This is a genomic window from Pseudorhodobacter wandonensis, from assembly GCF_001202035.1.
Classification (GTDB): Bacteria; Pseudomonadota; Alphaproteobacteria; order Rhodobacterales; family Rhodobacteraceae; genus Pseudorhodobacter; species Pseudorhodobacter wandonensis.
On sequence record NZ_LGHT01000027.1, the window covers coordinates 45,624 to 64,318 of the forward strand.

Genomic DNA, 18,695 nt, shown 5'->3' on the forward strand with positions numbered 1-18,695 from the left:
TTCATCTTGGCAAAAATACCTAAAACAGCCTTAAAGCTTGCTGTCCTGAATCCGCAACTGCCGTGCCCGCGTCAAAATCGCGTCTTCAACGGCGCGCTGCGTGTCACGGCTTACCGACGCACCGCCGCGTGTCTGCAACGACAGCTTCAGGCTACGCGCGTCCAGCGCCGGGTCCTGAATCAGCACGGTCGCACGATACGCACGTCCACCACCGGGCGGTGTGCCGTAACCCGTTACGATAACCCCTGTGAACGGATCGACCGATTGCACCGGCAAAAAGCTAAGAATATCGAGACTCGCGGCCCAGATATACTTGTTAACCTCTACAGTGGTGTTCGGATCGGCCGAGTTCTTGAACAAATCCCAAATCGATTTGCGCTCTTTGGCCCGGTAAAACACCTTGCCATCCTGATCGGCCCGCATCTGCGCCTCGGTGTCATTGTTCAGCTGCGCAGCTGCGCGCACCGACTCGACATCGCTTGGCCCGCCAAACATGCGACCGATTCCGCCACCACAGGCGGCCAGTGAAAAAATCGCAGTCCCAAACATGGCAGCGCGAATTACAGGATGCAGGCTCATAGGGGTCTCCCAGCTCTTATCAACCCGTGTCTAACTTAGCGCCCCCCTTGGAACAAGGCCTTTCAATGCCCTTAAACCGACAGTCTCTCTATATAGCGCGGTTTTTCATGGCGACTCAGCCCGCTTTGCGCTGCCTTTGGTGCAGGCCCGGCGCAATCACCGCCCGGCCCCTCCTATAGACTCAATATGGATTCGCTGGCCCTCGGGTCATGCGGTGATTGCCTGAAATCAACAGAACCCACTGTGTTATCCGGCTGGCCACGCAGGGCGGCAGTTGCAGGAATCATGGCGCAAGGCGCGGAAAACCCCCGTAAAACCACCCCCGTCCCTCAACACTGTGACAAAGACGCACCACAAACCGCCCCATTCCTTTCCCAATCTGTCGCAATCGTTGCAATCACGGTCAGAAGGGTGGATTACAGCGTCATACCCAGTTCGGATTTCCCTGAGTTGGGCCGCACTTTTGAACCTTTGAAAAACACACGAGGGAAACGATGAAAAACATTCTTATCGCCACAACCGCACTGGTAGCGACCGCTGGCATCGCACACGCTGAAGTAGCTGTTTCTGGTTCGGCAGCAGCTGGTCTGAAGTACAACAGCCAGACAGCTGAAAAGGCTTGGTTGTTCTCGAAAGTAAACATTGCATTTGACGCTTCGGGTGAAACCGATGGCGGCCTGCAGTTTGGTTTCAACACCAACCACATCGTTGAAAACAACGGCGGCGTTGGCAACGACGACACAACTGTTTACATGTCGGGCGCTTTCGGCAAGCTGTCCTTCGGTGCAGTTGCAGAAGCTGACGAGCAAGCTGGCCTGTCCGACATCGGCTGGGACGGTCTGGACGTTGATGACGTTGCAGAAGCTGTAGTTGGCGACGAATTGGGCGACTTGACTGGCGCTTCGTTGGGCCACAACGTAAACTACACCTACGCAACTGGCCCAGTGTCGTTCTCGCTGTCGACTCGTCTTGGCACTTCCGGTACTGGCTCCGTGGCAGACAGCTCTGCAATTGGCGCTAAGTACTCGTTCGGCACTGGCTATGTTGGCTTGGGCTATGGCGATCACGACTTGAACGGTACTTCGACTGTTGCAGCAATCGACAAAGCACGCGTTCTGTCGGTATTCGGTGGCGTAAACGTCAACAACATCAAAGTTTCGGCTCTGTACTCCGATGCTAACTTCAAAGACGCTGCTGGCGTAAAAACCGGTGCAAACGCATACGGCCTGAACGCTTCGTACACAATGGACGCTCTGACTTTGTCCTTCGGCGCTTCGAAAGCAAACTTTGACGCTGCAACCGGTATTGCTGACCAGTCCGCATACGGCATCGGCGCTTCGTACGACCTGGGTGGCGGTGCTACTCTCGCTGGCGGTATTGCTCGCGTTAAGTCGGTTAACGACGAAAACCAGAGCACCGTTGTTGGTGCAAGCGACACCGAAACTCGCGCTGACTTCGGCGTAAGCTTCTCGTTCTAATCCAACCGGATTTGATCGAAGGGAAGAGCGGGCCTTGTGCCCGCTCTTTTCTTTTTATGCGCCCCGCTTGCCAAATGCGCCAACCTACCCCATCCTGACCGCAATCGCGGCGCCCGCTCCGGCGCATCCAATCAGGTGAATGCCATGAGAATCATCCCCCTCGTCGCAGCTTTGGCCCTATTGCCCACGCTTGCCCCGGCCGAGGTTTTGTTCAGCGGTCAGGCCAAGATGGGCCTGCGCCATGAAAGCGGAAAAACCAGCTACGCTGCGGGCACCCGCGTCACCACGCAGTTTTCCGGCACCACCGATGGCGGCTTGGAATTTGGGGCGATCATCGATCTCGATCAAACCGCAACCGGCATGGGCAGCGTTTTTGACAGCAATGACCCCCGCGCGCAGGTCTATATTTCCGGCGGCGATCACAGCCTGACCCTTGGCAAGGGCACGCCAAACGCCGTGCAGGGCCTGTTTGATTAACCGCACACAGCCCTGCCGCGGCAAAGGTTAATATTTGATTACCAGAAACTGTGATACCATTTAAAAACAATGACTTACAGCTTTGTCCGCGCGCGGTCATCCTGCACGCCCACTGGCCCCTTCCCTTCGCCCACCCTTCGGTCTAACCTGCCAAAGACTCGAAAAAGGCCACGAAATGACCCTCTCAGCCATCCAATCCCGCGTGATTTCCGCCTGCGACTCTGCGGGCCGCGACCCTTCCTCGGTAACCCTGATTGCCGTCTCAAAAGTTCAGCCCCTAGATCGCGTCCGCGCTGTTCTATCCGCCGGCCACAGGGTTTTTGGCGAAAATTACGTTCAGGAATCACAGGCGAAATGGCCCGACCTGCGCGCCGAATTCGGCCCCGTTCAGGTCCATATGATCGGCCCACTCCAAACCAACAAAGCCAAGCCGGCGGTCGAGCTTTTCGATGCGATCCACACCCTCGACCGGCCTTCTCTGGCCACCAAACTTGCCAACCTCGCCCAATCGCGCGGCATCAGCCCCGACCTTTTCATCCAGATCAATATCGGCTCCGAGCCGCAAAAGGCAGGCGTTTTGCCGGCCGATGCCGACGCTTTCATCGCCTCGGCCCGCGCGCTCGATCTGCCGATTTCCGGCTTGATGTGCATCCCCCCCGAAGCCGAAAACAGCACGCCGCATTTTCAAGCCCTTGCCAAAATCGCGGCCAACAACGGGCTGACCGGCCTTTCGATGGGGATGAGCAGCGATTTCGAGGCCGCAATCACAGCCGGTGCCACCCATATCCGCGTTGGGTCCGCCATTTTCGGCGAGCGCAGCTATAGCTAGGAGTCGCGCACAATCAGCCGCGCCCCAAACTGAACCCGCGCCGCGATCCACATCAGATCGGCAGGGGCAAACGCCACGCAACCTGCGGTCGGATAGCCGATCCGCCGCCATTGATGCAGAAAAATCGCCGAGCCGCGCCCCGGCACAGCCTCGGGCCAGTTCCAATCAGTCATCATAACCAAATCATACAACGGGTCGGCGCGGCGCATGGTCTCATGGCTGAACGGATGGGGCGCGCGGACCAAACGGTTGTACATTGGGTCGCCCACATCATCCGACCATAAATCGCCCAGCCGTATAGGCCGCGCCCAGTTGGGCAGGGCTGCCCCACGCAGCCGATCAGGCCGGTAAAACATGCCTGCAATGCGGTGAATACCGACTGGCGTCGCGCCGTCACCTTCGCGTTTATTTGCCGTAATCCCGCCCCGCCCGATCGTGCAGGGAAAACGGCGGCCGGCAAAACGCAGACCAGTGGGCGTTAGCACAAGGTCATCCACGCTCATAGAATATGGCCCGATTTTGCAGCTTTGGTTGCCAGATAGCCCGCGTTCTGATCGGTTTTACCCACCCGCAGCGGCACGCGCTCGGTGACGTCAATCCCCATCGCCTGCATCATATTGATTTTGGCAGGGTTATTGGTCAGCAGCCGCACCGCTGAAAACCCGAGACTGCGCAGCATATCAGCCCCAAGCCGGAAATCACGCTCGTCGTCTTCAAAACCCAGCCGATGATTGGCCTCAACCGTATCGAACCCCTGATCCTGCAAGGAATAGGCCCGCATCTTATTCGCCAGCCCGATGCCGCGGCCCTCTTGATTCAGGTAAAGCAGAATGCCCGCACCTTCGGCCCCCATCTGGGTAAGGGCGGCGTGCAGTTGCGGGCCGCAATCGCATTTCAGGCTGCCCAAGACATCGCCGGTAAAACAGGCTGAATGCAGGCGGGCGAGGACAGGCTTTGTGCGGTCGGGGCGACCAACTTCAATCGCATAATGCTCGGGGCCGCCATCTTCGGGGCGCAGCACATGCACGCGTCCAACCCCCGCCGCCGCCATCGGCAGGCGGGCGGCGCTCACAGGGTGCAACGGCGAATTGCGGTTCAGCTCGGGCAGAATGGCAGCCAGCGACAGGCGGGTCAGCGCCGCAAAAGCCTGCGTATCAACCGGTACAGAAACGGCAACGACTGCAGGCAACAGCGGCGCCGATTTTGCCAACAGAATCGCCGCGCGGTGCAAATCGGCAGGGCCATCGCGCAGGCTGTGAAACGGGCCTTTCATCGGAAAGCGCAGGTCATCGGCCGGATCGGCCATTGCGCGCAGCCAGCCCAGATCGGCATCCTCAGCCACGGCAAGCCGCACAAGATCGCCATCATAGGCCGGCACTTTCAGCGTCTCGGCGCGCCGCACGGTCAGCGCCAGCACGGGCGCACCCAAGTGGCGCAGCTCGGCCAGCCGCGCAGCAGTCAGCGCCTCGACGGCGACAACCAGCAGGGCTGCCGCGCCATCGGTCAGCAAAACCGGCACGCCCATACGCATATCGCCCCGCGCACGGGTCAATTTTTCAACGATCGAAAGGCCCAGCCCCATAAATGCACCCTTATTTCACCATCCACATGTAACCACTGTGCCGGGAAATTGAAACATACCGCCCCAAACACACACGTCCGCGTGAGAAGTTTGACGCATATCTTGCCGAAACGGTTACGCAAGCGCATCTGTTTATCAACGAAAAGGAGTTGGCAATGGCACAGTTACGCAAAATCCTGTTGGTCGATGATGATGAAGACTTGCGCGAAGCGCTCAGCGAACAACTGGTTATGACCGAGGATTTCGACGTGTTCGAGGCCGGGACGGGCGTCGAAGGCATGGAAAAGGCCAAAGCGGCCTTGTACGACCTAGTGATTCTGGATGTCGGTTTGCCCGACACCGATGGCCGAGAGCTTTGCCGTCGTATGCGCAAAGCGGGTGTGAAAAGCCCGATTCTGATGCTGACCGGCCACGATACAGATGCCGATACGATTCTGGGCCTTGATGCCGGCGCAAATGATTACATCACCAAGCCGTTCAAATTTCCGGTGCTTCTGGCGCGTATCCGCTCGCAGTTGCGCCAGCATGAACAGTCCGAAGATGCGACTTTCCAGCTTGGGCAATACACGTTCAAGCCGGCGCAAAAAATGCTGGTGGACGAAAAGGATAAAAAGATCCGGCTGACCGAGAAAGAGACAAATATTCTTAAATATCTGTACCGTGCGTCATCCGAGGTGGTTGCCCGCGACGTGTTGCTGCATGAGGTGTGGGGCTATAATGCAGGGGTCACGACCCATACGTTGGAAACCCATATCTACCGTTTGCGCCAGAAGATTGAGGCCGATCCATCGAACGCGGCCCTGTTGGTAACGGAATCCGGTGGGTACAGACTTGTTGCCTGATCGCCATACTGGCATCAAAATCGGTATCTGAGGTCAACAATTTGCCGTTTTTTGATGTATAGTGAATGCATGAGTTCCCCTTGTCGCGTCGGGGTTATGGCGCGCACCTCCCTGTTGGACCTGGCCGGGCCTTTGTGCCCGGTCTTTTTTATCCGCCACTCAACGGGATTGACCTGCAGCATTCGCAAGGTGCGACCAGCGGCTTCAATCCCCGAACTGCATCGCCGCAAAGGGGTTGAGCCTGCCCCGCCCCCGCCCTAGGTTGGCGCGAAACCTGAACAGGAGCTACCCATGTCATTTACCCTCGCCACCTGGAATATCAACTCGATCCGTCTGCGCGAAGGGTTGGTGACGCGGTTGCTGGGCGATGAGGCGCCGGATGTGCTGTGCCTGCAGGAATGCAAAAGCCCGGTTGATAAAATTCCGTTAGAGCAGTTTCAGGCGCTTGGCTACCATCACATGGTCGCGCGCGGGCAAAAGGGCTATAACGGCGTAGCGATCCTGTCGAAATTGCCGCTGATGGATGTGGGCGACCGCGATTTTGCCAACCTCGGCCATGCGCGGCATGTGGCGGCGCGGCTGGAAAACGGCGTGACCATTCATAACTGCTATGTGCCTGCGGGCGGCGATATCCCCGACCGCGCGGTCAACGAAAAATTCGGCCAAAAGCTGGATTACCTGACCGAGATGCGCGACTGGTTCCGCTGGGAAAAGCCCGCAAGCGCCATTTTGGTCGGCGACTTGAACATCGCCCCGCGCGAAGACGACGTGTGGAGCCATAAGGCCTTGCTAAAAATCGTCAGCCACACCCCGATTGAGGTGGAACACTTTAATCAGGTGATGGCGGAGGGCGACTGGCATGATGTCACCCGCGCCGATATCCCCGAGGGGCTGCTGTACAGCTGGTGGTCTTACCGCGCCAAAGACTGGGATGCCGCCGACAAAGGCCGCCGGTTAGACCATATCTGGGCCACCGGTGACATAAAGGCATCCGCCCATTCCAGCCGCATCTTGCGCGATGTGCGCGGGTGGGAGCAGCCCAGCGACCACGCGCCGGTTTTCGCGACGTTTGATCTGTAATCACTTGGCCTGATACAGCGGGATCGTAGACATCGAGGTTTTGGCCGACCCTTGGCTAACCTCGCTGCCATGCGCGAGGTAGATCAAGGTCTGGTTCGCCTCATCAAACACCCGCGTCACGCGGATCGATTTGAAAATGATCGAGCGGCTTTCCTTGAAAACCTGCTCGCCGCCTTTACCCCGCGCAATATCACCCAGCGTGATCGGGCCGGTTTGCGTGCAGGAAATCGAGGTATTCGACGGGTCTTCGAACCAGTTGCCCTGTTGCAGCCGGTCGATAATCCCGCGGTCGAAATAGGCCAGATGGCAGGTGACGCCCTGCACCTTCGGGTCGTTAATGCTTTCGATAATAATGTCATTGCCAAACCAATCGACGCCCACCTCACCCACCTTTTCGGCATGGGCGGTGGTGGCCAGCATCAAAGCAAATGGTAGGCAGATGGTACGGAGCATGGGCAAATTCCTTTGGGTTCAGGTATAACGCTAGGGCGTCCGTCTAGGTTCCCATCTTTACGAAAAACGCGGCCTGCGGCAATTGACATTGCAACGGCTCTCAACAACCCTCGCGCCAAGCCAACTTGCAAGGACCAACTATGCGCGTGTTTTCGATCAAAGATCGGCCTGTCCACCTCGGGCCGTTTCCGCTTGAAAGGCTTGCACGCCAAACCTCGGTTGATCTGACAGGGCTGCCCACGCCGCAGCCTTTGATCTTTCAGCACCCCGACCCCGAAAACCTGACCAATGCCATGGCGCGGTTTATGGGTATGTTTGATACCGTGCGCGATGGTGCCTTGTCGCATGGCCCTGCCGAAATCCCCGCCAGCGCCGAGGCACGGACCGAACACCTCAAGGCCGCCAGCTACTATTTCGATGCCTCGATGGTGGGCATCGCCGCCTTGCGCCCCGATCACCACCTTGCCGCGCCACACCGCAACCCCGATATTGATGCGCTGCGGCTGGAACTGGAACAGGGTCAACCCGCCACCCATGCCGCAGGGATTGACCAGATTTATGCCGATGTGCTGGATGCCGCGCGCCTGACCCACGGCCCTGTGCCGCACCACAGCCATGCGCTTGTCTTTCTGGTCGAATACACCCGCGACCCCGCCACAGATGAACCCGGCACAGATTGGCTGCACGGGTCGCAGGCGCATCGCGCGGCCCTTTTGGCCAATAATACCGCCGTGGTGATTTCCAGCTATCTGCGCCTGTTGGGGCATGAGGCGCGGGCCCATTCGGCCAGTACATCCGATGTGGATTTGCTGCGCTTGGCGGCCAGCGCAGGGCTGGTCGATGCCACAGGCACCGCGCCTTATGTGGACAAACGCTTTGCGTTGGCGGCGGTGACAACGACGATGGCGCTGGTGCCGGACGAACCGCTTGGCCCCGATGCGGGGCGCAACGGCTGGCACAGCCACGGCCCTGATTGGCAGATGGGCCGCCACACGCCCCGTTCTGCCGCCACCGCCCAACCCTTTGCCAAGCGGCCGTTCCACCTTGGCCCATACCCGTTTGAAACCCTGAAACGCGTTGAAAAACCAACCACCTTTATGGATGAACCCCGCATCCCGCGTTTCCCAAAACGGGCTGAATTTTTTGCCCGCGCGCTGTTTGGCGATATGGGGAAATCGGTGCAAGAGGTGGCCAAGGGCGGCTATTACGTTGTCAAAAGCCCCATCGGCGCCTGCGCCCGCCGTGCGCTGGGGGCGCTGTTGTTGTTGCAATTCGGCGATGCCCGTGTGGCCCCGTCGCCGCGCAGCACCAACCCCCGGCGCAATGCCCAAAACCTGAAAGCCGCCAGCTATTACCTGTCGGCCGATGCTGTGGGCCTGTGCCGTGTGCCGCAATGGGCTTGGTATTCACACGGGTCCAACGGCGATGTGATCGACGCCCGCCACCCCCATGCAGTGAATCTGCTGCTTGACCAAGGCTATGACACGATGGAGGGCGCGTCTGGCGATGACTGGATTTCGGTCGCCCAGTCCATGCGCGCCTATCTGCGGTTTTCGCTGCTCGGCGGTGTGGTCGGTGAACAAATCCGCCGCATGGGCTATGACGCCCGCGTGCATTCGGTGATTGATGGCGAGGTGCTGCAGCCGCCTTTGTTGCTGCTGTCGGGGCTTGGCGAGGTGTCGCGCATTGGCGAGGTGATCCTGAACCCCTACCTTGGTCCGCGCCTGAAATCGGGCACGGTAACGACGACAATGCCGATGGATCACGACTTGCCCATCGACTTTGGCCTGCAAACATTCTGCAATTCCTGCAACAAATGCGCACGTGAATGCCCGTCAGGCGCGATCACCGCTGGCCCCAAGTTGATGTATAACGGCTATGAAATCTGGAAATCCGACGCCGAAAAATGCACGCGCTACCGGTTGACCAATAGCGCGGGCGGCATGTGCGGCCGCTGTATGAAAACCTGCCCGTGGAACCTTGAAGGCCTGTTTTCTGAAAGCGCCTTTCGCTGGGTCGCGATGAAGGCGCCGCAAACGGCCAAGGCGCTGGCGGCGCTGGATGATAAACTGGGCCGTGGCCGCATCAACCCCGTGAAAAAATGGTGGTGGGATATTGAGCTGGACCCGAAATCCGCCCGCTATATCCGCGCCGCTGCCACCAACACGCGCGAACTGAGCCCCGAGATTGACCTGCAATACAAAGACCAAACCCTTGCGGTTTACCCCGCCGATGTGATGCCGCAGCCCTATCCGGTTATCCAACCCTTGAACCGCGAAGAGGGCATCAAACGCTACCGCGAGCTGCTGCTGCCGGAGGAGTATAAGGCGCGGCTGGCGTGCGGCGAAACCGACGGTCTTGCGCCAGCACCCCAAGCGCTGACCGAGCCGCCGGTATTCCCCGTCATCATCACCAAACGCGATGACCTCGGCCCCGATGTCGCACGGTTTGAGCTGCGCCGCGCCGATGGCTCTGACCTGCCCGCATTTGCCGCAGGCGCGCATATTGATGTGGTGATTGCCCCTGAATATCAGCGGCAATATTCGCTGGCAGGCGACCCCACAGACCGCAGCAAATATGTGCTGGGCCTGCTGCGTGACCCGAACGGGCGGGGCGGCTCGGCCCTCATGCACCGCATCTTCCGGCAGGGGCGGCGGCTGTTCATCAGCCCGCCGCGCAACCATTTCCCGCTGGATGAAACAGCACCCTTCAGCCTGCTGATGGCTGGCGGCATCGGTGTGACACCGATGATCACCATGGCCCACCGCCTGCATACCCTGAACCGCGACTTCGCGCTCCACTATTCCGCTGCCGATCAACAGGCCGCCGGATTTGCGGATGAACTCTCGGCGCAACCTTGGGGCAATCGCACGCATTTACACCTGTCCAAAGGCGGCCAACGCGCCGATTTGGCGGCGATTATCCCCGCCTATCGCGACGGGTTCCGGCTGTATACCTGCGGGTCAAACCGCTATATGGACGCGGTTTTCGCCGCCGCCACCGCCAAAGGCTGGCCAGAAAGCGCCTTGCTGCGCGAATATTTCACCGTGCCCGAACCGCCTGATTGGGTGAACCATGATTTCACGCTGGAACTGACCAAATCAGGCAAATCCCTGCACATCCCCGCCGATAAATCCGCAACCGATGTGCTGGCCGAGGCGGGCATCCCCGTCACGACAAAATGTTCCGACGGTATCTGCGGCGTCTGTGCCGTTGCCCACCCCGCTGGTGAGGAAATCGAGCATCGCGATTACGTGCTGTCTGCCGCCGAGCGTGAAACGCGGGTAATTCTGTGCTGTTCACGCGCCAAAACGGCGGGGGGCGTGCTGCGGGTTGATCTTTAGCCCGCAGCACAGCGATTTACTGGCCGGGTGGGGCTGGCAAGATGGCTTTCAGCTCGGCTTCAGTCTTGCCCAGTTTTGCCGCAGCGGCGGCCAGATCGGGGGGGCCGCCTTGTGGGGTGCCCAAGGCTTGCGATAGCTCTTCGATCGTGATGCCCAGCTTTTTTGCGGCCTCGTCAAAACCGGGTGGCAAACCGCCCGCTTGGCCTGCGCGCTTGGCCCCGATGCCCGCCGCGGCTGTGGTGGTAAAGTTACCTTGCGCCTGCACGCCAACCAGACAGGGCGGCAGGTTCGGGAAATCCGTAGACGCATGGTAATGATAGGTCCGCCCCAAGGCCGTTTCGCCAACATGGCCGTAGCAGGCGTCCAGCTCGGTCGGGGCGGTGCCATCAGGCTCGGTGCTGCCAAACATCGGAAACCCGTCAAAGGCATAGCCAAACTGCCCGCCGCTGTTTTGGGCCAGTGCACAACCGGCATCTACATGCTCGGTCGCAAAAACCGTGTCGATATCGGTCGCGGTTGCGTGCCAATGGTACCAACCGCCGGGGTCTACATGCCCGCCGCAGGTATCAAGCGCGGGCATATGGCCGGTTTGCTGGATGCTCGGCGCGTCTGAAAAAATCGGCACCCCGTCCAGCGCCACGCCCACCTTGCCCACCACACCCAGCTTGGTCGGGGTTATCGCCATAACCGGTGTAACCGGCAGGCGCATCGTGATCTTTACGCTTTCATCCACCGAGACATTGATACAGGCATGGTCAACCGCTGGCCTTTGGGTCGCATTATCGACCGTATGCACCGTGCCATCGTCGTCAAAGAACCGATAGCCAAGCCCGTCAAGCATCCGCAGAAAATCACCATCAACGCGGTAGAGCTTGCCATTCTCGCCCGTCCAGTTCCAGATCCCGCCTTTGTCATTCACGGTCGCAGGGCAAAATGGCCCGATCTTCAGCCCTTTGGGCATGTAATCGACTGTAAATTCATAGCATTCCGTATTGGTGCCATCCTCTAGCGTGCAATTGATCACAACCGGATGCCCGTTAAAGGCGCTTTGGTTGAATATCGTCAGGTCTGTGTGCGCGAGTGCCATGGCGGGTGCCAGAATAGGTGCACAGATTGCCCCGGTCAGCATCAGTCGGCAGGTGAAAAGTGGCATCAAAAAGGTCCTTCGGGCAGTGAAAAACAAAAACAGCGGCCAAACAGGGCCGCTGCTTTTATGGTTATACGTTTGCGGCTGTTCTATCCGTCGGTCAAAGGTCCAACGCGCGGTCGCCGGCCGCATCTTTGATCCGCGTCGGCAGGCCCAGACGGGCCAACAAAGCCAGAAACGGCTTTGGGTCCATATCTTCAACATTGGCCATATGGCCCACATCCCAAACACCATCTGCGATCAGCATCGCAGCGGCCACAGGCGGCACGCCGGCAGTATAGGAAATGCCTTGGCTTCCCACCTCGTTATAGGCGTCCTTGTGGTCGGCGACGTTGTATATAAACACCTCAACCGGTTGGCCGTCTTTGGTGCCTTTGACAAAATCACCAATGCAGGTTTTGCCGGTGTAATTCGGCGCAAGGCTGCTTGGGTCGGGCAGCACAGCTTTGACCAGTTTCAGCGGCACAACCTCTAGCCCCTCGGCAGTGGTGACAGGTTGTTCCGAAAGCAGGCCAAGGTTTTTCAGCACAGTGAAAACATTGATGTAATGGTCGCCAAACCCCATCCAGAACCGCACATCGGCATGGGGGTAGCGGTTGGCCAGCGAATGCACCTCATCATGGCCGGACATATAGGATTTCTGCTTGCCGACGACAGGCAGGTCATCCTCGCGCCCCACCTCGAACATCGCGTTTTCCTGCCACGCGCCGCTTTGCCAGCTATAAACCGTGCCGGTAAATTCGCGGAAGTTGATCTCGGGGTCAAAGTTGGTGCTGAAATACTTGCCATGATCGCCCGCGTTGATATCGACGATATCAATGCTGGTCACCTCATCCATGCACGCATCCACGGCATAACGCGCAAAGGCGTTTACCACGCCCGGATCAAACCCGGCGCCCAAAATCGCGGTTACACCGGCGGCTTTGCAGGCGTCACGCTTTTTCCATTCATAATTGCCATACCAAGGCGGCGTTTCGCAAATCTTGCCCGGATCCTCATGGATGGCCGTGTCGATATAGGCGGCACCTGTGGCGATACAGGCATCCATCACCGTCATGTTGACGAAGGGCGACCCAACATTGATGACAATCTGCGTGCCGGTCTGTGCGATCAGCGTTCTTACCGCATCCACATCCATCGCGTCCAACGTATAGGTGTGAAACGCGCCCGGCACCTTCATAGCGGCTTTGGCGCGAACGGATTCTACAATCTCGTCGCATTTGGCAACGGTTCGGCTGGCAATATGCAAATCACCTAAAACATCGTTATTCTGCGCGCATTTATGCGCCACAACCTGCGCCACACCGCCCGCGCCGATGATCAAAACATTGCGTTTCATAGCCCGCCTCCTTCAGCCCAAATTGCCTTCAAAATCGCCATAGGTAAATGTGCGTGCGACGGTCAGCGTTCCGTCCAACTCGCGCAGCACAATCGACGGCATCTTCACGCCGTTAAACCAGTTCTTTTTAACCATTGTGTAACCGGCCGCATCGGCAAGGCTAAGCCGGTCGCCAATTTGCAACGGCGCGGCGAAACTGAATTCGCCAAACACATCCCCCGCAAGGCAGGACTTGCCGCAAACCATGAACGGGTGGTCGCCCGACACATCCATCTTAGCGGTTTCGCGGTAGATCAGCAAATCGAGCATATGCGCCTCGACCGAAGCATCGACGATGGCCAAATCCTTGCCGTTGTTCAGAATGTCCAACACCGTCACCTCCAGGCTTGCCGTGTTGGTGATCGCGGCCTCGCCCGGTTCAAGGTAAACCTGCACACCAAAGCGATCGGCAAAGGCCCGCAACCGTGCGGCCAACGCCTCAATCGGATAGCCCTCACCAGTAAAGTGAATACCGCCGCCAAGGCTGACCCAATCCAACTGTTCCAGAAAGGCGCCAAATTCGGATTCGATGCGCGAAAGCTGCTGGTCGAACAGATCGAAATCGCCGTTCTCGCAATTATAATGAATCATCACGCCTGAAATCTGGTCAACCACGGCATTCAGCTTGGCCAGATCCCATTCGCCCAATCGGCTGAACGGGCGGGCTGGATCAGCCAGATCGAAATGCGACGTCGAAAACTGCGGGTTCAACCGCAACCCCCGCGCAATGCCCGTGGTTTTATCGGCAAAGCGCGTAAGCTGGCTGATCGAATTGAAGATGATCTTGTCAGCATAGCCAACGGCCTCACCCACCTCATCATCGGCCCAGGCAACCGAATAGGCATGGGTTTCCTTGCCGAATTTCTGGCGCCCCAAGCGCAGCTCATAAAGGCTGCTGGATGTGGTGCCATCCATATGATCGCGCATGGCGTCAAACGCGGGCCAAGTGGCAAAACACTTTAAAGCCAGCAAGCATTTCGCACCCGAAAGATCGCGCAAACGGTCGATCTTGGCCATGTTTGCGGCAAGTTTGGTTTTGTCGATAAGGTAGTACGGCGTCGGTATCATGGCATCCCCCAAGCATCGGTCACCCCGATAATGGCAAGGGGGGGGTGATAGGGCAGTCAAGCCTTTGATGCAAGCCATAGGCGCAGCAATTTGACGCCAAGAAAGGCTGCGAAAGGGGGCCGCTCCCGCCATTCGTTGACGCTGGCGCGTCGCCTCAAGGTTGGGCCGGGCCGCCTGCGTGCCGCAGTCGGCGTTCCGATAATGGGAAAAGGCCTTGGCCAAAAGAAAAAGGCCGGGGCCATTGTGACCCCGACCCAAACAGATTTCGCAAAAGGCTTACCAGATATCCGGCCCCTTATCGGCATAGCGGCGCGCCAGAAAGTCGATAAAGGCGCGCACCTTGGGCTGGGTAAAGCGACCCGGCGGATAGACGGCATACACGCCCAGCGTTTCAACCGGCAGGCCGGGAATAGCCTCTTCGACCTGACCATTTTTCAGCGCATCAGCATAAAGGAACGATGGCAAATACGCGATGCCAAGGCCCGAGATTGCCGCGTTCAGCAAGGATTGCCCGTCATTCACTGTCAGCCAGCCGGCCGTACGCACCTGACGTTTCTCACCCGTTGGTGACGGAATTTTCCACATGTTGCCATTGGCCTGGTTTGAATAATGCAACAGCTTGTGTTCGTTCAGGTCGTCGATTTTCATAGGCCGACCGTATTTCTGGAAATAGTTGGGCGAGGCGACCATCCGCTTGGTGGTTTCTGTCAGCTTGCGGGCGCGCAGGCTGCTGTCTTCCAGATCCCCGATGCGAACCGCCATGTCAAAGCCTTCGGAGATCAGCTCGACATAACGGTTGTTCAGCACCATGTTGACCGTAATATCGGGATATTCGAGCAGAAAATCCCCCAAAATTGGTGACAACAGGTTCACGCCAAAATCGGTCGCCACGGAAATCCGCAGCAGACCCGAAGGCGCTGATTGCATCGAGGTTACCAGCGCATCTGCCTCGCCCGCATCATTCAGCACACGACGCGCACGGTCGTAATAGGCAAGCCCAATTTCGGTCGGACTAACGCGGCGCGTGGTGCGATTCAGCAGCCGCGCACCCAGCCGGGCCTCAAGAGCAGAGACATGCTTCGAAACGGCAGATTTCGAAATCCCCATCTTTTTGGCCGCATCCGTAAAGCCCCCTTGATCCACCACGGTGGCAAAGGCTTCCATTTCGGTTAGTCGATCCATTGTTTTCCCCATACGATAAGTGCAGGTCGATAGCCCGTTTTGTTCCCAGAATCGGGCAAGATAGGGGCGCTGGCGCGACCAGTCCGAGGTAATTGCAAGGATCGTTGAGGGCAGGGAAACAAACACCCCTCGGCAGAAAGGCGCAGATTCCACCCTTTCGGGGCGGCGGAAAAAGGCCCCAAATCGGGTGTTTGGCGGAAAGATGTTCCGCAATTCCTGCCCGTTCGGCGGCAATCTGTCGGGATAATCCGCCTATCAACAGTGGTTGTGGAATGGCGTTCCGAACCGGCCTAACCATTGGGATACGCGGCGACATGATGCCGCTGCGTTAAACCGGAAAGGAAACGACATGACCCGTATGATGATTGCTTTTGGCTTTGCCGCTGGTCTTGTAACCATGTCCGCCATCGCCCAAGAGGCCCCGCAAGATGTGGATGGCAACGGCACCTGGTCGATGGACGAGATGAAGGCCGTTTATCCGAACCTGAGCGAAGAAACCTTTGCAGCGATGGATACCTCGGCCGATGGCCAGATTGACGCCGCAGAATATGAGGCCGCGATGGGGGCCAATTTGTTGACGCAGTAACCCTGCACACATGCTTCCCTGCCCCCCGGGTGCAGGCTTTGCAGCATCCTTGCAAAGCCTGCACTCCGTTTGGCGTTTTGGCCTGAAAGCCCGCGTTACAGCGCCGCGCCCAACCGTGCCCCTTGATCAATGGCGCGCTTTGCATCCAGCTCGGCCGCCACATCGGCGCCGCCAATCACATGCGGTGTTATCCCTGCAGCCTCCAGCGCATCGGCCAGCCCGCGATTGGGCACCTGACCCGCACACATCACCACCGTATCGACGGCCAGCAGCTCTGGCCCCTCACTGGTGCTGATCTGCAAACCCTCTGGCACTACAGCGTCATAGGAAACCCCGCCGCGCATTTGCACCCGTTTCATCTGCAAGGCCGCGCGATGAATCCAACCAGTTGTTTTCCCCAAACGCCGTCCGGGTTTTTCTGCTTTGCGTTGCAACAGCACCACGTGGCGGGCAGGGGCCTCCGGCTGCGGCCCGTTGGCGGCCAACCCTCCGGCCACATCGGCAGGGTCGCCCACGCCCCATTCGCGCCGCCACAGATCAAGGTCTTCGGTCGGGCTTTTGCCCGCATGCACCAGATATTCGGCGACATCAAAGCCGATACCACCGGCACCCACCACGGCCACGCGCTTACCCACGGCTGCGCCTTTCAGCACCGCCTCATATCCCAACACATTGGCCGCGTCCTGACCCGCAATCCCCGCATCACGCGGCAAAACGCCGGTGGCCACGACAACCTCGTCATAACCCGCCAAATCCTGCGCAGTCGCGCGATGGTTCAAATGCAACTGCACCCCCGCATTCGACAGCATCACGCCAAACCAATCGACAAGCCCGCGAAACTCTTCCTTCCCGGGCACCGCTTTGGCAAGGTTCAACAAACCACCCACCTCTGCCGAGGCCTCGAACAAATCCACCCGATGCCCGCGCTGCGCCGCCACAATCGCACACATCATGCCCGCAGCCCCCGCGCCCACAACCGCCACCCGCTTGGGCGCAGAGGTCGGCGTGTAAACCAACTCGGTTTCCGCACAGGCGCGCGGGTTGACAAGGCAAGAGGTCAACTTGCCGCTGAACGTATGGTCCAAACAGGCCTGATTGCAGGCGATACAAGGCGCGATTTCCGCCGCCCGCCCCGCTGCCGCCTTGGCCACAAAGTCAGGATCGGCAAGGAAAGGCCGCGCCATCGAAACCATATCCGCTTGGCCGCCCGCCAAAATCCCCTCAGCCACATCAGGCGTGTTGATCCGGTTTGACGTGATGACGGGAATGGAAACCTCGGGCCGCAACCGCGCAGTTAACCAAGCAAACGCCGCCCGCGGCACCGATGTCGCAATCGTCGGCACCCGCGCCTCATGCCAGCCAATGCCCGTGTTCAGCAGCGTCGCCCCCGCCGCCTCAATCGCCTTGGCCAACAGCACGACCTCATCCCAACTGGACCCGTCCGGCACCAGATCAATCAGGCTGATCCGGTAAATCAAAATGAAATCGGCGCCCACAGCCTCACGCACACGCCGCACCACCTCAACCGGCAGGCGCATCCGGTTGGCATAGTCGCCGCCCCATTGGTCGGTACGTTTGTTCACATGACGGGCCAGAAACTGGTTCAGAAAATAACCCTCCGACCCCATGATCTCGACGCCGTCATAGCCCGCCTCACGCGCCCGCACCGCGGCCGTAACAATATCGGCGATCTGCGCCTCAATCCCCGCCGCATCCAGTTCGCGCGGCACAAAAGGCGAGATAGGCGACTTCACCGCACTGGCCGAAACGCAATCCTTGCTATAGGCATAGCGCCCCGCATGCAAAATCTGCATCGCAATACGCCCGCCTGCGGCATGCACCGCATCCGTCACCCGCCGGTGGTTCGCAATATCACGGGCCGAATACAAACCTGCCGCCCCCGGAAATACCCCGCCTTCGGCATTGGGCGCCATGCCCCCCGTGACAATCAGCGCCACACCACCCCGCGCCCGCGTGGCATAAAATTCTGCCACCCGCGCCCAATCACCGGTTTCTTCAAGCCCCGTATGCATCGACCCCATCAACACCCGGTTGGGCAAGGTCACAAACCCCAGATCAAGCGGTTCCATCAAATGTGGGTAATGCGTCATACAGGCCTCCAAAGCTTTGCCCAAACCATGCCCGACAGCAACAAGCCTGTCACGCCCAACGCGGCGTCACAGCCTGCACCCCAGCGCTGCTTTCTTTTCGGTAAAAATATCCCGGGGGGAATGCGCCATAAGGCGCAGGGGGGCAGCGCCCCCGCATCCGTCAGCCCATCGTTTCCAAACAATGCCGCCGAAACGCGCGTTTCAACATATCCAACTCGGCCCGCAGCAAATCCAGCTCGGCCCGAATATCATCCTCCATCGCCACACCGGTGATGATGGTGAACTGCCCCAACTGCACACCCGAGTCTTGCTCGCAAATCAAAAACGTCTGCACCCCGTCCGACAACACTTTGGCCGGAACTGGTACCCGCACCGCCCAATTCCCGGGCTGCTCGGGGATGGCGGTCACAGAAATACCCGCAATCGCCTGACCCAAATGCAGCACAACAAGCGCGGGCTGGCTGTCGGCATTGCTCAACACCCCTTCCCAAACACCCGCGCGCAGCCGCGTTTTTACCAGCTTGGCCTCAGTCATCCTGTCACTCCCCTCTGGCCCAAA

At 59.0% G+C, this 18,695-nt stretch carries 17 protein-coding genes; 7 read left to right on the top strand and 10 right to left on the bottom strand.

The window, feature by feature from the left end; all coding sequences use genetic code 11:
* Window positions 1–30 precede the first annotated feature (30 nt).
* A complete protein-coding gene (locus tag AKU79_RS08315) occupies window positions 31–579 on the bottom strand; it encodes a DUF3576 domain-containing protein (RefSeq protein ID WP_050523135.1) in 549 nt (182 codons plus the stop codon).
* Window positions 580–1,073: 494 nt separating this feature from the next.
* On the opposite strand from AKU79_RS08315, the gene AKU79_RS08320 reads away from it, so the two are divergent.
* From AKU79_RS08320 to AKU79_RS08330, 3 genes are all read left to right on the top strand, one after another.
* Window positions 1,074–2,057 (top strand): porin, encoded by a 984-nt coding sequence (locus AKU79_RS08320; RefSeq protein ID WP_050523136.1) that lies wholly within the window; start codon window positions 1,074–1,076, stop codon window positions 2,055–2,057.
* Window positions 2,058–2,201: 144 nt separating this feature from the next.
* Window positions 2,202–2,534 (top strand): porin, encoded by a 333-nt coding sequence (locus AKU79_RS08325; protein ID WP_050523137.1) that lies wholly within the window; start codon window positions 2,202–2,204, stop codon window positions 2,532–2,534.
* Window positions 2,535–2,709: 175 nt separating this feature from the next.
* Entirely contained in the window at window positions 2,710–3,363 is a 654-nt protein-coding gene (locus AKU79_RS08330; RefSeq protein ID WP_050523138.1) for a YggS family pyridoxal phosphate-dependent enzyme, read from the top strand.
* Here the strand turns inward: AKU79_RS08330 and AKU79_RS08335 are convergent.
* Together AKU79_RS08335 and ribA are read right to left on the bottom strand one after the other, a co-directional pair.
* Entirely contained in the window at window positions 3,360–3,866 is a 507-nt protein-coding gene (locus AKU79_RS08335) for a L,D-transpeptidase family protein (RefSeq protein WP_050523139.1), read from the bottom strand. The two genes, AKU79_RS08330 and AKU79_RS08335, sit on opposite strands and share 4 nt — an antisense overlap.
* Window positions 3,863–4,945, bottom strand: coding sequence for a GTP cyclohydrolase II (gene ribA, locus AKU79_RS08340; RefSeq protein WP_050523140.1), 1,083 nt, complete (start codon window positions 4,943–4,945; stop codon window positions 3,863–3,865). The genes AKU79_RS08335 and ribA overlap by 4 nt, the downstream gene beginning before the upstream one ends.
* Before the next feature lie 155 nt (window positions 4,946–5,100).
* On the opposite strand from ribA, the gene AKU79_RS08345 reads away from it, so the two are divergent.
* Entirely contained in the window at window positions 5,101–5,787 is a 687-nt protein-coding gene (locus AKU79_RS08345) for a response regulator transcription factor (protein ID WP_050523141.1), read from the top strand.
* A gap of 291 nt (window positions 5,788–6,078) precedes the next feature.
* Window positions 6,079–6,867: an exodeoxyribonuclease III gene (locus AKU79_RS08350; protein WP_050523142.1), complete on the top strand. Its 789-nt coding sequence runs from the start codon at window positions 6,079–6,081 to the stop codon at window positions 6,865–6,867.
* Here the strand turns inward: AKU79_RS08350 and AKU79_RS08355 are convergent, their stop codons facing one another.
* Window positions 6,868–7,320: a CreA family protein gene (locus AKU79_RS08355; protein WP_050523143.1), complete on the bottom strand. Its 453-nt coding sequence runs from the start codon at window positions 7,318–7,320 to the stop codon at window positions 6,868–6,870. It lies immediately after the preceding gene.
* Window positions 7,321–7,460: 140 nt separating this feature from the next.
* Between AKU79_RS08355 and AKU79_RS08360 the strand changes: the two genes are divergently transcribed.
* On the top strand, window positions 7,461–10,664 hold the full coding sequence (locus AKU79_RS08360) for a 4Fe-4S dicluster domain-containing protein (RefSeq protein ID WP_050523144.1): 3,204 nt from the start codon (window positions 7,461–7,463) through the stop codon (window positions 10,662–10,664).
* A gap of 16 nt (window positions 10,665–10,680) precedes the next feature.
* Here the strand turns inward: AKU79_RS08360 and AKU79_RS08365 are convergent, their stop codons facing one another.
* The 4 genes from AKU79_RS08365 to AKU79_RS08380 all read right to left on the bottom strand — a co-directional run bounded on the left by AKU79_RS08365 (window position 10,681) and on the right by AKU79_RS08380 (window position 15,439).
* Complete coding sequence (locus AKU79_RS08365; RefSeq protein WP_197087256.1) at window positions 10,681–11,817, bottom strand: YHYH protein; 1,137 nt, start codon at window positions 11,815–11,817, stop codon at window positions 10,681–10,683.
* A 94-nt stretch (window positions 11,818–11,911) separates the two neighbouring features.
* Complete coding sequence (locus AKU79_RS08370) at window positions 11,912–13,150, bottom strand: saccharopine dehydrogenase family protein (RefSeq protein WP_050523146.1); 1,239 nt, start codon at window positions 13,148–13,150, stop codon at window positions 11,912–11,914.
* 12 nt (window positions 13,151–13,162) lie between these two features.
* Window positions 13,163–14,257, bottom strand: coding sequence for a carboxynorspermidine decarboxylase (locus AKU79_RS08375; RefSeq protein ID WP_050523177.1), 1,095 nt, complete (start codon window positions 14,255–14,257; stop codon window positions 13,163–13,165).
* 276 nt (window positions 14,258–14,533) lie between these two features.
* Window positions 14,534–15,439: a LysR family transcriptional regulator gene (locus tag AKU79_RS08380; RefSeq protein WP_050523147.1), complete on the bottom strand. Its 906-nt coding sequence runs from the start codon at window positions 15,437–15,439 to the stop codon at window positions 14,534–14,536.
* Window positions 15,440–15,788: 349 nt separating this feature from the next.
* Between AKU79_RS08380 and AKU79_RS08385 the strand changes: the two genes are divergently transcribed.
* Entirely contained in the window at window positions 15,789–16,025 is a 237-nt protein-coding gene (locus AKU79_RS08385) for an EF-hand domain-containing protein (RefSeq protein ID WP_050523148.1), read from the top strand.
* 95 nt (window positions 16,026–16,120) lie between these two features.
* Here AKU79_RS08385 and AKU79_RS08390 read toward each other — a convergent pair whose 3' ends face one another.
* Both AKU79_RS08390 and AKU79_RS08395 read right to left on the bottom strand, forming a co-directional pair.
* Window positions 16,121–18,136, bottom strand: a complete 2,016-nt coding sequence (locus AKU79_RS08390; RefSeq protein WP_050523149.1) for an NADPH-dependent 2,4-dienoyl-CoA reductase — start codon at window positions 18,134–18,136, stop codon at window positions 16,121–16,123.
* A gap of 160 nt (window positions 18,137–18,296) precedes the next feature.
* Window positions 18,297–18,671 carry a hypothetical protein gene (locus AKU79_RS08395; protein WP_050523150.1) on the bottom strand — a complete coding sequence of 125 codons (375 nt, stop codon included), beginning with the start codon at window positions 18,669–18,671 and terminating at the stop codon, window positions 18,297–18,299.
* Between the last annotated feature and the right edge of the window lie 24 nt (window positions 18,672–18,695).